General features: G+C 50.6%; 11 protein-coding genes. 2 read left to right on the top strand and 9 right to left on the bottom strand.

Annotated elements, in window-relative coordinates:
• Window positions 1-25: 25 nt before the first annotated feature.
• The 3 genes from mscS to N7387_RS02805 all read right to left on the bottom strand — a co-directional run bounded on the left by mscS (window position 26) and on the right by N7387_RS02805 (window position 2,412).
• Complete coding sequence (gene mscS, locus N7387_RS02795; RefSeq protein WP_279796678.1) at window positions 26-886, bottom strand: small-conductance mechanosensitive channel MscS; 861 nt, start codon at window positions 884-886, stop codon at window positions 26-28.
• A gap of 129 nt (window positions 887-1,015) precedes the next feature.
• Window positions 1,016-1,387 (bottom strand): YacL family protein, encoded by a 372-nt coding sequence (locus N7387_RS02800; RefSeq protein ID WP_262860725.1) that lies wholly within the window; start codon window positions 1,385-1,387, stop codon window positions 1,016-1,018.
• Window positions 1,388-1,635: 248 nt separating this feature from the next.
• Window positions 1,636-2,412, bottom strand: coding sequence for a putative adhesin (locus N7387_RS02805; RefSeq protein ID WP_279796681.1), 777 nt, complete (start codon window positions 2,410-2,412; stop codon window positions 1,636-1,638).
• 97 nt (window positions 2,413-2,509) lie between these two features.
• Here N7387_RS02805 and N7387_RS02810 point away from each other — a divergent pair, with 97 nt between their 5' ends.
• Window positions 2,510-2,800 carry a hypothetical protein gene (locus N7387_RS02810; protein ID WP_279796683.1) on the top strand — a complete coding sequence of 97 codons (291 nt, stop codon included), beginning with the start codon at window positions 2,510-2,512 and terminating at the stop codon, window positions 2,798-2,800.
• A 105-nt stretch (window positions 2,801-2,905) separates the two neighbouring features.
• Here the strand turns inward: N7387_RS02810 and acnB are convergent, their stop codons facing one another.
• From acnB to ampD, 6 genes are all read right to left on the bottom strand, one after another.
• Window positions 2,906-5,503 (bottom strand): bifunctional aconitate hydratase 2/2-methylisocitrate dehydratase, encoded by a 2,598-nt coding sequence (acnB, locus tag N7387_RS02815; protein WP_279796685.1) that lies wholly within the window; start codon window positions 5,501-5,503, stop codon window positions 2,906-2,908.
• Between the two features lie 413 nt (window positions 5,504-5,916).
• Window positions 5,917-7,344 carry a dihydrolipoyl dehydrogenase gene (lpdA, locus tag N7387_RS02820; protein WP_279796687.1) on the bottom strand — a complete coding sequence of 476 codons (1,428 nt, stop codon included), beginning with the start codon at window positions 7,342-7,344 and terminating at the stop codon, window positions 5,917-5,919.
• A 194-nt stretch (window positions 7,345-7,538) separates the two neighbouring features.
• The gene (gene aceF, locus N7387_RS02825; protein WP_004238361.1) at window positions 7,539-9,425 is read right to left on the bottom strand and encodes a pyruvate dehydrogenase complex dihydrolipoyllysine-residue acetyltransferase; all 1,887 of its coding nucleotides are present in this window, start codon (window positions 9,423-9,425) and stop codon (window positions 7,539-7,541) included.
• A gap of 13 nt (window positions 9,426-9,438) precedes the next feature.
• Window positions 9,439-12,102: a pyruvate dehydrogenase (acetyl-transferring), homodimeric type gene (aceE, locus tag N7387_RS02830; RefSeq protein WP_025152796.1), complete on the bottom strand. Its 2,664-nt coding sequence runs from the start codon at window positions 12,100-12,102 to the stop codon at window positions 9,439-9,441.
• Between the two features lie 177 nt (window positions 12,103-12,279).
• A complete protein-coding gene (pdhR, locus tag N7387_RS02835) occupies window positions 12,280-13,044 on the bottom strand; it encodes a pyruvate dehydrogenase complex transcriptional repressor PdhR (RefSeq protein WP_279796693.1) in 765 nt (254 codons plus the stop codon).
• Between the two features lie 487 nt (window positions 13,045-13,531).
• Window positions 13,532-14,092 (bottom strand): 1,6-anhydro-N-acetylmuramyl-L-alanine amidase AmpD, encoded by a 561-nt coding sequence (ampD, locus tag N7387_RS02840; RefSeq protein WP_262862259.1) that lies wholly within the window; start codon window positions 14,090-14,092, stop codon window positions 13,532-13,534.
• A 280-nt stretch (window positions 14,093-14,372) separates the two neighbouring features.
• Here ampD and ppdD point away from each other — a divergent pair, with 280 nt between their 5' ends.
• Entirely contained in the window at window positions 14,373-14,792 is a 420-nt protein-coding gene (gene ppdD, locus N7387_RS02845) for a prepilin peptidase-dependent pilin (RefSeq protein ID WP_274370591.1), read from the top strand.
• Window positions 14,793-14,816 lie beyond the last annotated feature (24 nt).

The raw sequence follows: 14,816 nt of genomic DNA on the forward strand, positions 1-14,816 counted from the left end.
AGGCACCGCTGATAATATACACCTGTTACGCCTGTGTTTGCTGACTATTCTGATGCATATGCACATCAAGCTGCGGGAACGGAATGCCGATATTATGTTTATCCAGCGCGCGCTTGAAGTTTTCCAGCAGATCCCAGTTTACATCCATGAAATCACCGTTCTTCGTCCAGTAACGGACGATAAAATTCAGAGAAGACGGTGCCATTTCATTGAGGCGCACCACGATACCTTTCTCTTTCTGCACACGCGGATCAGCCGCGACGATCTCTGTCAGAATCTCTTTGACCTGATCAATATCCGCGTTGTACGCCACACCGACAATAATGTCACGGCGGCGATTCGGTTCACGGGTCACGTTAATAATATCGCCGGCAATGACTTTACCGTTCGGAATGACAATGATTTTATCATCGGCACTGCGCAGTGTGGTGGAGAAAATCTGTACATTCTGAACCGTTCCTTCTGACGCCCCGATAACCACATATTCCCCGGCACGGATAGGGCGGAAAATGACCAGCAGTACCCCTGCCGCGAGATTAGAAAGTGAACCCTGCAATGCCAGACCAACGGCCAGACCTGCCGCACCGAGTACCGCGATAACGGATGCTGTCTGTACGCCGAGACGCCCCAGTACCGCAATCAGTGTAAAGGCAATAACCGCATAGCGAACCATGGCGGACAGAAAATCAGAGACGGTGACATCCACACCGCGCATCGACAGCAGGCGGGAAACCGCTTTAGCGGCCATTTTCGCCACAAACAGACCGACAATCAGGGTCAGCACAGCAGCCACAATATTTACCGCATATTCCAGCAGTAATGCCTGATTGTTTGCCAGCCAGCCGGTCGCCTGATTCAGGCCGTCCGTCAGAATTTGTTCATTCATTCATCCACCTCATAAGTTATCGGAAATAAAGAAAACAATATTGTTGCAATAACCGACCGATTATCGCCTCAGGTAAAGAACTACTGGTTTATATTACCGTAACAAATAAAAATTTCAGAATAAAAATTCTCAGCCCTGCCCGCCGGTCACAATAAATTTACGATAATTTTCCAGTAAAATCATAAAGTCAGCTGTTCCGCAGAACGCAATACTTTCATTATCGTAATAACTCATGCCTTCATCCGGTTCATCCGTTTCAAAGGTAATCTGATTCGCGTTAATCATGATTTCCTCATCATCCATCAGCAAAGTGTATTCATGGCCCACCCGCTGCCATTGCTGTTCCCGCCCTTTAATACTGTCAAATGCCACGGTTACCTCATCAATTACCGAGAGATCCCCTTTCACTTCTTCATTCAGCCAGTGACCGATCGCTTCGTGATCCATTGACAGCTTAACTATCACGTTCCCGTCGATCCCGAGGGAAAATTCATAATCCATCGCTGTATACCTCTTGTTAATGCTTTACCGCTGTCACGTATGCAACACCTGCTCTTATTTTAGCGGGTTATCCGTGATTGAGATATATCCCGTCGCCCGGTACGGGTTACCCGGCGGAAAATATCAGTCAACCGTCAGGAATACAGTACCGGATCAGTCTGAAAACATCTCTGCCCGTTATATCGTAATGATAAAAAAACGAACGCTCCCGGGAACGTCCGCTCTGATATCAATCAGTCATGCTACGGTTATATACGGGTACGGCACATATAGAGATTCAGATTGATTTGTTTACCATAAAAAATATCTGAAACTGATTTCATCACATGACTCATTGAGTCCGACTCCCCCTTGTTCATGCTAATCAGTGTATTGCCGCTTTCTTTTGCCAGCCCGGCGTAATCGGTATTCTCTTCATTACCCTGAGTGATGACGTATCCCTCGATACGTTCACCATGATGATGACGCTCTGTGACAGGAAACTGCCCTTTTGCCAGCAGGAGGATATCATCCATATGCCCATTCAGTGCCTTTCCTTTATCAGTATAGAAACCAAGCGATATACCGTCAGGAATGGTATTTTTTTCGAATAACGCCTGTTCACCATGCGCGGCCAGATAAACCTCTGCTGACGCATTTTCAGGCACAAAGAGGTTAAAATGCCTGAACGCTATTTTTGTAACCTGATTATTCAGCTCTGTGATATCTGTAATGTCTGTTCTGATCAATTGATTTGTTGCCGTATCGAAGCGTAAATAAATACTGTTTTTACCGTCCGGCAACGTTTGTTTATAAAGATTTACTGAATGAATGAACGACAGTGATGTATTACTGATACCCTTTCCGGCAGGCATTAATGTTCCATCATCCGGATTAAAAAGGCAGGTAATACGGTTTTCGGCAGAGGTGCCGATATGAATAATGCGCCGTTCGGTACCGGTAAAAATGACCGGATGATATTGATTATTCTCTTTATAATAAAGATTAAAATCATAGTCAGAATAAATATTTTTCTGCCCGTTCACCTGAAATATTTCAGACTCACTCTTTGGTTCCGGTGTTAAGCGGCTTAAATCGACGTACCCCATTTTCTGTTCCGGAGCTGACCCGGTCTGTTGTTTCATGCTGCTGAGCGCATCACTCTTTCCCCAGATAAGTGATGTGATCTTTTCAAACAGCATAGTCATGTTTTCCAACAGAGTACTGCGCCATGATTTAAATGATGACAACACTTCAGATGTATTTTTCACGCTGTCAATTTTTGATGCAAAATCATGCATGCTACCGATAGCATCAGCTGCCGGCACAGTATTAACGTGTATTGTTTTTGTTGCGGCGGATATTACGGATACTGTCATCGTGCATTTCTCCCTCAAAAATAAAGGAGCTATTAATACACATCATTATCATTAACCACTACAATAAAACAAACATCAACTATTTGAATGGCAAAGAAATTCGGATGTAAAAAAAACGGATGCACATCTGAATGTGCACCCGTTTTATAAGGTCAGCAAATCACACCTGAGTCTGGAAAATCACACCATCCGCAACTTTGGTGTACTGATTCAGCTGGTCAAAGTTGAGGTAACGGTAGGTATCTTCTGCCGTCTCATCCACTTTATCCATAAAGGTCTGATACTCCGCCGGTGTCGGTAAACGCCCCAGCAGGGAAGCCACCGCCGCCAGTTCCGCAGAGGCCAGGTACACATCGGCACCGGTACCCAGACGGTTCGGGAAGTTACGGGTGGAGGTGGACACAACGGTTGAGTTATCCGCCACACGCGCCTGGTTACCCATGCACAGTGAACAGCCCGGGATCTCAACACGGGCACCGCTCTTACCGAAGATGCTGTAATAGCCCTCTTCTGTCAGCTGAGCAGCATCCATCTTGGTCGGCGGAGCCACCCACAGACGGGTCGGCAGCTGGCCTTTATGACTGTCGAGCAGTTTACCCGCCGCGCGGAAGTGCCCGATGTTAGTCATGCAGGAGCCGATAAAGACTTCATCAATTTTACTGCCTGCCACGTCAGACAGGAGGCGTGCATCATCCGGGTCATTCGGCGCACAGAGAATCGGCTCTTTGATCTCATTGAGGTCGATTTCGATCACCGCCGCATAGTCTGCATCCGCATCACCTTCCAGCAATTGCGGATCCGCCAGCCATTTTTCCATGCTCTGAATACGGCGCTCAATGGTACGGCGATCACCGTAGCCTTCCGCAATCATCCACTTCAGCAGAACGATGTTGGAATTGAGGTATTCTGTGATCGGTTCTTTATCCAGTTTGATGGTACAACCCGCCGCAGAGCGTTCGGCAGAGGCATCCGCCAGCTCAAACGCCTGTTCCACCTTCAGTGTCGGCAGCCCTTCAATTTCCAGGATGCGACCGGAGAAAATGTTTTTCTTCCCTTTTTTCTCCACTGTCAGCAGGCCCTGCTGAATAGCGTAATACGGAATCGCATGCACCAGGTCACGCAGTGTGATCCCCGGCTGCATTTTCCCTTTAAAGCGTACCAGTACCGATTCCGGCATATCCAGCGGCATCACGCCGGTCGCTGCCGCAAAGGCAACCAGACCGGAACCGGCCGGGAAGGAAATCCCGATAGGGAAACGGGTGTGAGAGTCACCACCGGTACCGACAGTATCCGGCAGCAGCATGCGGTTCAGCCAGGAGTGGATGATACCGTCTCCCGGACGCAGCGACACACCACCACGGTTCATAATGAAATCAGGCAGGGTGTGATGCGTGTTTACATCCACCGGCTTCGGATAAGCGGCTGTGTGGCAGAAGGACTGCATCACCAGATCCGCAGAGAAACCAAGACAGGCCAGATCTTTCAGTTCATCACGGGTCATCGGCCCGGTGGTATCCTGAGAGCCGACAGAGGTCATCTTCGGCTCGCAGTATTCGCCCGGACGGATACCCGCCACGCCGCAGGCACGACCGACCATCTTCTGAGCCAGCGAGAAACCGCGGCTGCTTTTCTCAACCGGTTTCGCCTGGCGGAAAATATCCGTATGCGGCAGACCAAGAGACTCGCGAGCTTTTGCAGTCAGGCCGCGACCGATAATCAGCGGGATACGGCCACCGGCGCGGACTTCATCCAGCAGCACATCGGTTTTCAGTTCAAATGTTGCCAGCAGTTCATTGGTGTCATGGTTGCGGATCTCACCTTTATACGGGTAAACATCAATCACATCCCCCATATTCAGATTACTGACATCCACTTCCACCGGCAGCGCACCCGCGTCTTCCATCGTGTTGAAAAAAATCGGGGCAATTTTGCCGCCCAGCACGATACCGCCGCCGCGCTTGTTCGGCACATACGGGATATCGTCCCCCATAAACCACAGCACAGAGTTGGTCGCGGATTTACGGGAAGAGCCGGTACCGACCACATCACCGACGTAGGCCAGCGGGAACCCTTTTTTGCTGAGCAGATCAATCTGATTAACCGGACCGATATTGCCCGGCTCATCCGGATCAATACCGTCACGCGGGTTTTTCAGCATCGCGAGAGCATGCAGCGGAATGTCAGGACGCGACCAGGCATCCGGTGCCGGTGACAGATCATCGGTATTCGTTTCACCGGAGACTTTAAAGACGGTGACGGTCAGTTTTTCCGCCAGTTGCGGGCGTTCCAGGAACCAGTCTGCATCAGCCCAGGACTGAATAATTTTCTGTGCATAGACATTACCGGCTTTCGCCTTTTCTTCCACATCATAGAAATTATCAAACATCAGTAAGGTATGAGAGAGGGCTTTGGCGGCGACCGGAGCCAGTTTTTCGTTATCGAGGGATTCAATCAGGGCATGAATATTATAACCACCCTGCATGGTGCCGAGTAATTCAACGGCTTTTTCAGCGGTGATCAGCGGTGAATGCGCTTCACCTTTTGCCAGCGCGGCCAGAAAACCGGCTTTCACATACGCGGCTTCATCAACACCCGGCGGTACACGGTTGGTAATCAGATCAACAAGAAACGCTTCTTCGCCTGCCGGCGGAGATTTCAGTAATTCGACTAACTCAGCAACCTGAGCGGCTTCCAATGGCTTAGGGGCGATCCCTTGTGCTGCACGTTCGGCAACGTGCCTGCGGTAATTTTCCAGCACGACGTACTCCTTGCTTTGTGTTTTTTATGAGTGCCCGGCAACGGGGTTTCAGCATATCAAAATTTAAACACATTGTTAATTCATTCACATTAAAGCAACATAAACAATTTGTGAGCTGAATAACATTAGTGAATTAAACTTGCTGCTTACCCGTTTCACCAGTGTTATGCCGTTTTAAACAGGAATCTGCACGATTATTGATTACGCCGGACATGCAAAAAACGGTCGTTTACATCGTTCAGCTGTACCGGGAACGGCGGTCAGCACGCTGAAATTATTAATATCTGAATAATACCGGTTTGTCTATGAATACACAGACGGGTACTGATGGCAGGGAATAAAAAAATCCGGCGCCAGAGGCAGCCGGATTTTTATTTTCAGCCGGGTAACAGCGCGGTTACCGGGTCAGCTGATTACTTTTTCTTTTTCGCTTTCGGATTCGGAAGGTCAGTGATGCTGCCTTCGTAAATCTCAGCCGCCATACCGATTGATTCGTACAGCGTCGGGTGAGCGTGAATGGTCAGAGCCAGATCTTCCGCATCACAACCCATTTCGATAGCCAGACCGATTTCACCTAACAGCTCGCCGCCGTTAGTACCGACAATCGCACCACCGATAACACGGTGAGATTCTTTGTCGAAAATCAGTTTAGTCATACCTTCGGCGCAGTCAGACGCGATTGCACGACCGGAAGCCGCCCACGGGAAGGTAGCTGTTTCGTAGCTGATACCCTTCTCTTTCGCTTCTTTCTCGGTCAGACCAACCCATGCCACTTCCGGTTCGGTGTAGGCAATAGATGGGATCACTTTCGGATCGAAGTAGTGTTTCAGACCGGAGATAACTTCAGCTGCCACGTGACCTTCGTGAACACCTTTGTGCGCCAGCATCGGCTGACCGACGATATCGCCGATAGCAAAGATGTGCGGCACGTTGGTGCGCATTTGTTTGTCAACGTGGATGAAACCGCGATCATCAACTTCAACACCGGCTTTATCAGCCGCCAGCAGTTTACCGTTAGGCGTACGACCGATAGCCACCAGAACCGCGTCATAACGCTGTGGTTCTGCAGGGCCTTTCTTGCCTTCCATTGTGACATAGATACCGTCTTCTTTGGCTTCAACGGCGGCCACTTTGGTTTCCAGCATCAGGTTAAACTTAGTGCTGATACGTTTGGTGAACAGTTTAACGATGTCTTTGTCTGCCGCAGGAATGACCTGGTCAAACATTTCAACAACATCAATCTCTGAACCCAGCGCATGGTATACGGTACCCATTTCCAGACCGATAATACCACCACCCATGACCAGCAGACGGCCCGGGACGGTTTTCAGCTGCAGTGCATCGGTTGAATCCCAGACTCGCGGATCTTCGTGCGGAATAAACGGCAGCTGGATCGGGCGTGAGCCCGCAGCAATAATCGCGTTGTCAAACGTGATGGTGGTTTTACCCTTCTCACCGTTGACTTCGATAGTATTCGCGCCGGTGAACTGACCGAGGCCATTCACAACAGTCACTTTACGGCCTTTCGCCATACCGGCCAGACCGCCGGTTAACTGAGAAATGACTTTCTCTTTCCACAGACGGACTTTATCGATATCAGTCTGCGGTTCGCCGAACACGATGCCGTGAGAAGCCAGCGCTTTCGCTTCTTCGATCACTTTAGCAACATGCAGTAATGCTTTTGACGGGATACAACCCACGTTCAGGCAGACACCGCCTAAGGTTGAATAGCGTTCAATCAGGACAGTTTCCAGACCTAAGTCAGCACAGCGGAAAGCCGCTGAATACCCTGCCGGGCCCGCACCAAGTACAACGACCTGGGCTTTAATTTCAGTACTCATCGTGACCTCTTAATTGTTTGTCCGGCGGGTCAGACGACATATATTCCACCGGGACGTACACACTGAGAGCAGTTTACAAAATTGTTAACAACCTGGAAAGGCGCAGTTCTGTGACCTGACTCCCGTTATCCGGGATGAGCACGTTTCAGCCTGCGCCGCTGAGACCGGCTTTATACCGGTCTCAGTGTAATTGCTTACATCGCCAGGCGGCGTAAATCGCTCATGTACTGATTAATCAGCGTGATGAAGCGGGCGCCGTCAGCACCATCGATCACACGGTGGTCGAAGGAGAGTGACATTGGCAGAATGAGACGCGGAACAAACTGTTTGCCGTCCCATACCGGTTTCATGGATGAACGTGACAGACCCATGATAGCCACTTCCGGTGCGTTAACAATCGGTGCGAAACCGGTTGTCCCGATACCGCCGAGGCTGGAGATGGTGAAACATCCGCCCTGCATATCAGAAGACGTCAGCTTACCGTTACGGGCTTTCTTGGAGATTTCAGCCAGTTCGTAAGACAGTTCCAGAATACCTTTTTTGTTCACATCTTTAATGACAGGAACAACCAGGCCGTTCGGGGTGTCTACCGCGATACCGATATTGACATATTTTTTCAGAATCAGACGCTGTGCATCTTCAGTGATAGAGCTGTTGAAACGCGGCATTTCGACCAGCGCTTTGGCAGCGGCTTTCATCACGAAGACCAGCGGAGTGATTTTCACGCCCAGCTGTTTCTTCTCAGCTTCTTTGTTCTGCTGTTTACGGAATTCTTCAACATCAGTGATATCCGCTTCATCCATCAGCGTAACGTGCGGGATCATCACCCAGTTACGGCTCAGGTTAGCACCGGACAGCTTCTGAATACGGCTCAGTTCAACTTCTTCCACTTCACCGAACTTGCTGAAGTCCACTTTCGGCCATGGCAGCATGCCAGGTAAACCACCGCCTGCTGCAGCCGGCGCCGCTTCAGCGCGTTTCACCGCATCTTTCACATAAGCCTGAACGTCTTCGCGCAGGATACGGCCTTTACGGCCTGTACCTTTGACTTTCGCCAGGTTCACACCGAATTCACGGGCCAGACGGCGGATAACCGGACTTGCGTGAACGTAGGCATCGTTCTCAACGAAGTCATTACCCGCAGCCGGTGCTGCTGCCGGAGCGGCTTTCGCTGCCGGTGCAGACGCCGGAGCTGCTGCCGCTGGTGCGGCGGCGGCTGGCTGTGCTGCCGGAGCAGGTGCTGCGCCCGCCACTTCGAATACCATGATCAGAGAGCCGGTTTTGACTTTATCGCCAACGGCTACTTTGATTTCTTTAACTTTACCGGCCATCGGAGACGGCACTTCCATTGAGGCTTTATCGCCTTCAACGGTGATCAGAGACTGTTCTTCAGTCACGGTATCGCCGACGCTGACCATGATTTCAGTCACGTCAACTTCATCACCGCCGATATCCGGTACATGGATTTCTTTGTCTGCTGCCACGGCAGGTGCCGCTGCTGCAGGAGCCGGAGCGGCTGCGGCAGGCTGTGCCGCCGGTGCTGCGCCCGCAACTTCAAAGACCATGATCAGGGAACCGGTGCTGACTTTATCGCCGACAGCCACTTTGATCTCTTTAACCACGCCCGCCATCGGAGACGGAACTTCCATTGACGCTTTGTCGCCTTCAACGGTGATCAGAGACTGTTCTTCAGTCACGGTATCGCCGACGCTGACCATAATTTCAGTCACGTCAACTTCGTCACCGCCGATATCCGGTACATGAACTTCTTTCAGTGCGGATGCGGCAGCCGCCGCCGGAGCAGCAGGTGCGGCAGCCTGAGCTGCCGGAGCAGGAGCCGCTGCTGCGGCCTCTGCTTCAAATACCATGATGAAAGAGCCGGTGCTGACTTTGTCGCCCACAGCCACTTTAATTTCTTTAACAACCCCTGCCTGCGGAGACGGAACTTCCATCGACGCCTTGTCACCTTCAACGGTGATGAGTGATTGTTCTGCTTCTACTTTATCGCCGACACTGACCAGGATTTCAGTTACATCAACTTCATCTGAACCGATATCGGGCACATGGATTTCAATAGACATTAATTTTTACCTCTTATGCCACACGCGGGTTAACTTTTTCAGGGTTGATGCTGAATTTCTTAATGGCTTCTTCAACCACTTTCACGTCAACCTCACCACGTTTAGCCAGCTCACCCAGAGCAGCAACAACAACATAACCGGCATCGATTTCGAAATGATGACGCAGGTTATCACGGCTGTCTGAACGGCCGTAACCGTCGGTACCCAGTACGCGGTACTGGTCAGCAGGAACATAACCGCGAACCTGTTCTGCGAACAGTTTCATCCAGTCAGTGGACGCCACAGCAGGTGCATCGTTCATCACCTGAGTGATGTAAGGCACACGCGGGGTTTCTGACGGATGCAGCATGTTCCAGCGGTCACAATCCTGACCTTCACGGGCCAGTTCGGTGAACGAGGTTACGCTGTAGATATCAGAGCTGATACCGTACTCAGAAGACAGAATCTGACCCGCTTCACGCACGTGACGCAGAATCGCACCTGAACCCAGTAACTGTACCTTGCCTTTATCACCGGTCAGGGTTTCGAGCTTGTAGATACCTTTACGGATACCTTCCTCAACACCTTCCGGCATTGCAGGCATGTGGTAGTTTTCGTTCAGTGTGGTGATGTAGTAGTAAATGTTTTCCTGTGCTTCACCATACATACGCTCCAGACCATCCTGCATGATGACCGCAACTTCGTACGCGAATGACGGGTCATAAGACAGGCAGTTAGGGATAGTCAGAGACTGAATGTGGCTGTGGCCGTCTTCGTGCTGCAGACCTTCACCGTTCAGGGTGGTACGGCCGGAAGTACCGCCGATCAGGAAGCCGCGTGCCTGCTGGTCGCCTGCCATCCACATCAGGTCACCGATACGCTGGAAACCGAACATAGAGTAGTAGATGTAGAACGGAATCATCGGAACGTTGTTGGTGCTGTAAGAGGTCGCAGCAGCCAGCCAGGATGCGCCGGCACCCAGTTCGTTGATACCTTCCTGCAGGATCTGACCTTTCACATCTTCACGGTAGTAAGCAACCTGCTCACGGTCCTGCGGCGTATACTGCTGACCTTTGGAGTTGTAGATACCGATCTGACGGAACAGACCTTCCATACCGAACGTACGCGCTTCATCCGCAATGATTGGCACGATGCGTTCTTTGATGGATTTGTTTTTCAGCATCACGTTCAGGGCACGCACAAACGCGATAGTGGTGGAAATTTCTTTGTTCTGCTCTTCCAGTAACTGGCTGAAATCGCTCAGAGCAGGAATATCGAGTTTCTCATCGAAATGAGAACGGCGTGAAGGAACCGGACCATGCAGTGCCGCACGGCGTTCCATCATGTATTTCTGCTCTTCTGAATTTTCGTCAAACTTGATGTACGGCAGTTTTTCCAGCTGATCATCAGGCACATCGATGTTGAAACGATCACGGAGATGGCGCACGCCTTCCATGTTCATTTTCTTAACCTGGTGAGCGATGTTTTTACCTTCAGCGGTATCACCCATACCATAACCTTTAACGGTCTGGGCCAGGATCAGTGTTGGTTTGCCTTTGGTGTCATGCGCTTTTTTCAGTGCAGCGAACATTTTCTTCGGATCGTGACCACCGCGGTTCAGTGCGAAGATCTGCTCATCAGTCCAGTCTTTGACTAATGCAGCGGTTTCCGGATAGCGGTTGAAGAAGTGTTCACGGACGTAAGCACCGTCTTTGGATTTGAATGTCTGATAGTCGCCGTCAACGGTTTCGTTCATCAGCTGGATCAGTTTACCGCTGGTATCTTTCTTCAGCAGTTCATCCCAGCGGCCGCCCCACATGACTTTGATTACCTGCCAGCCCGCACCGGCGAACATACCTTCCATTTCGTTAACGATTTTACCGTTACCGTTGACAGGGCCGTCAAGGCGCTGCAGGTTACAGTTGATAACGAAGATCAGGTTGTCCAGGCTTTCGCGGACAGCGATATTGATTGCACCTTTAGATTCCGGCTCATCCATCTCGCCATCACCCAGGAAGGCATAAACGGTTTGCTCAGAAGTGTCTTTCAGACCACGGTGTTCCAGATATTTCAGGAATTTAGCCTGATAGATAGCCGCCAGCGGCCCCAGACCCATCGAAACGGTCGGGAACTGCCAGAAGTTTGGCATCAGTTTAGGGTGCGGATAAGAAGGCAGACCTTTGCCGCCGATTTCCTGACGGAAATTGTTCAGCTGCTCTTCAGTCAGACGACCTTCCATAAATGCGCGTGCGTAGTAGCCCGGGCTTAAGTGGCCCTGGAAATAAATAACGTCGCCGCCGTCTTTTTCGTTCTGCGCACGGAAGAAGTGGTTGAAGCACACTTCATACATGGTAGCCGCAGACTGGTAAGACGCCATGTGACCGCCCAGATCCAGATCTTTCTTGGATGCGCGCAGAACCATCATGACGGCGTTCCAGCGGATAGCAGAACGGATACGACGTTCCAGCTCCAGGTTGCCCGGGTAGGCCGGTTCATCCTCAACAGGAATGGTGTTGATGTAGTTACGGGCCGCAGCACCTGCTGCAACATTCACACCACCCTGACGGGCAGTATTCAGAACCTGATCAATCAGGAACTGTGCACGCTCAACACCTTCTTCACGGATGACCGATTCGATCGCCTGTAGCCAGTCGCGGGTTTCGATCGGATCCACGTCATTGTTCAAAATGTCTGACATGGTGTATTCCTTATAGTTTATCTGTTTCTAATGATATTCGGAGCCTATCTTCACGTATCCCGCCTTAACGGTGGCGGGCGACGTGAAGATAGGCCCGGCTATATATTGCCGCTGATGCATAGGTCAGCTTACAGACGCAGCATTCAGGGATCTGTAAGCCCCAAAACCATTACTGATTTATTCGGTATACTGCTGGAGACGGCGCAGTGAACGTTCCCGGCGGGTGTGTTCACGGCTCATATCCAGCAATACGTCTTCCAGGAATGCCAGGTGGCGGTGGGATGCTTCCCTCGCCACCTCCGGCGACCGGCTCATAATGGCCCGGAATACCTGTTCCCGGTGCTCGCTGACCATCGCCAGCATCTCTTTCCGGGTATATAAGAATTCAAAGTTCTGCCGGATATTTTTTTCCAGCATCGGCACCATACAGCGCAGCAAATGCAACAGCACCACATTATGTGCGGCTTCTGTGACAATCAGCTGATATTGCAGCACAGCCTGAGATTCGGCTTCCACATCCCCGGCGTCGCGGGCATCGGCAATGGCCTGATGGCTGTTGGTGATACGGACAAAATCCGCTTCGGTTCCCCGCAGTGCGGCATAATAGGCAGCGATACCCTCAAGGGCATGACGGGTTTCCAGCAGATCAAACTGAGATTCGGGGTGCCCTTCCAGCAGCTGGGCAAGCGGGTCACTGAAGCTTTGCCAGAGATTGCTCTGTACAAATGTGCCGCCACCTTGTCTGCGCAGCAGAAAGCCTTTCGCTTCAAGTTTTTGAATTGCTTCGCGCAGTGAGGGACGTGAGACGTCGAACTGTTTGGCCAGCTCGCGTTCAGGCGGCAGCTTCTCCCCCGGGCCCAGAGTGCCGTCGAGGATTAAGTGCTCCAGCCGCTGCTCGATCACGTCGGCTAATTTTGGTTGGCGGATTTTGCTGTAAGCCATATTTGTATCAGAACCATCAACATGGATAAATATTGCTTCATGGGTTTTGTAGTCAATTGGTAATACCAATTTCTTTTACAGGGTCTTAAAGTAACAAAGTATTCACCAACTGTCTATAAAGACCTTGAGCTAAATCATAAAAACCCGCAAGTTTTAACAATTTTTTTTAAATTTTAGCATAAATTGATAACTGATACGTTTAAATGCTGCATCGTGAATGTTACAGAATTTAACGTTTAAAATTCAGATAAATACGCAAACTGAACCGTTACAGTGACCAATTTGCTGAATATAAAGTCTTATTTTGTGCATTTTTACCGCGCATACATGCCGGTTTTTTAGGTTATGACGGCAAACAAGACCGTCTCTGCTATGACTATTGTTATCAAACTTATTCAATTCGCAACAATTACCGGAATACTGATTCTAGCAGGGAACGGTTAAACAGGAAAATTTCATCTCAGTCATATCTGCGTAATTTTGCCGGTTATCCAGCCGGAACGTCTGCCGGATTCAGTGAATCCCTGTATCGCTTCCAGTCGAAACAGGGGCCGGGATCCGTTTTACGTCCCGGCGCAATATCGCTGTGCCCGGTGATATGCCCGTTCATGTGCGGATAATGCGCCAAAAGCACCTGTGTCACCGCCGCCAGGGCCCGGTACTGTTCATCGGTGAAAGGTTGGGTATCGGTGCCTTCCAGCTCAATACCGACAGAAAAATCATTGCACTTTTCCGTGCCCTGATAGCAGGAAACCCCCGCATGCCAGGCCCGCGCATCAAAAGGCACATACTGCACAATTTCCCCGGTCCGGCGGATCAGACAATGTGCGGAAACCCGCAGCGCCTGTATTTCTGCAAAAAACGGATGCGCATCCGGGTTCAGCGTACCCTGAAAAAGCTGATCGATATACGGGCCGCCGAACTGTCCCGGCGGCAGACTGATATTGTGGATCACCAGTAAACGGGGAGTCACCTGTTCCGGCCGGGTATCGTGATGCGGTGAGATAACCCGGCGCGCTGTGGTCAGCCAGCCATCCTGAATATCCATTCGTTCTCCTGAGCAAAAAACCGTTATTGAATCACATAACAAATATCATGGTGTGCCGCACAGTATACGTGTCTTCCCCCCTCTCCGGGGAGTGCTGATTTTTTACGGCTGATTTCTGCGTGTCAGACCGAAAAAAAATCTGCCGTTTTCAGTTGTTACACCGTAGTTTTCCATCTGTGCCGAGAAATCCGGAGACCTCTCTTTTTTGCCGATCCGTCATTGAATAGAGTGCATCACGCTAAATAAGTACCCCGTTTACTGACACAAAAGGAGCATCAGTATGAACCAGCACGGTTTCACATTAATCGAGGTGATGGTGGTGGTTGCCATTGTGGCGATCCTCAGTGCCATTGCGGTTCCCGGCTATCAGAACTATATCCGGAAGGCGGCACTGATTGATGTGCTGCGCACGGTGACCGCCTTTAAAACCGGTGTGGAGCTGTGCAGTTTTGACAGCCCCGCTTTTGCCGGATGCAGCAGCGGACAAGGCACTATCCCGGCTGATTCGCCGGGCCGCTATATCAAATCCGCCAAAGCGGAAAACGGTGTTGTGACTGTGCTCGGGAACAGCTCACTGGCTGCGCTGACTGTCAGCACAACACCGGCAAAAAATCCGCATAACGGTATCACTGTCTGGACTACCGTCTGTGAGACCAAAGAAGAGGCACTGAAAAAAATCTGTCTTGACGTCATCAAGTAACTACTGACATGAAAAGGAATTCAT

Origin of the sequence: Morganella sp. GD04133, from assembly GCF_029835375.1 — a bacterium.
Classification (GTDB): Bacteria; Pseudomonadota; Gammaproteobacteria; order Enterobacterales; family Enterobacteriaceae; genus Morganella; species Morganella morganii_B.

Excerpts from the sequence above, each read along its gene's own strand:
- mscS (WP_279796678.1), bottom strand. The coding sequence starts at position 886 with ATGAATGAACAAATTCTGACGGACGGCCTGAATCAGGCGACCGGCTGG.
- N7387_RS02800 (WP_262860725.1), bottom strand. The coding sequence starts at position 1,387 with ATGGATTATGAATTTTCCCTCGGGATCGACGGGAACGTGATAGTTAAG.
- N7387_RS02810 (WP_279796683.1), top strand. The coding sequence starts at position 2,510 with ATGCTGCTGAGCGCATCACTCTTTCCCCAGATAAGTGATGTGATCTTT.
- lpdA (WP_279796687.1), bottom strand. The coding sequence starts at position 7,344 with ATGAGTACTGAAATTAAAGCCCAGGTCGTTGTACTTGGTGCGGGCCCG.
- aceF (WP_004238361.1), bottom strand. The coding sequence starts at position 9,425 with ATGTCTATTGAAATCCATGTGCCCGATATCGGTTCAGATGAAGTTGAT.
- aceE (WP_025152796.1), bottom strand. The coding sequence starts at position 12,102 with ATGTCAGACATTTTGAACAATGACGTGGATCCGATCGAAACCCGCGAC.
- pdhR (WP_279796693.1), bottom strand. The coding sequence starts at position 13,044 with ATGGCTTACAGCAAAATCCGCCAACCAAAATTAGCCGACGTGATCGAG.
- ampD (WP_262862259.1), bottom strand. The coding sequence starts at position 14,092 with ATGGATATTCAGGATGGCTGGCTGACCACAGCGCGCCGGGTTATCTCA.
- ppdD (WP_274370591.1), top strand. The coding sequence starts at position 14,373 with ATGAACCAGCACGGTTTCACATTAATCGAGGTGATGGTGGTGGTTGCC.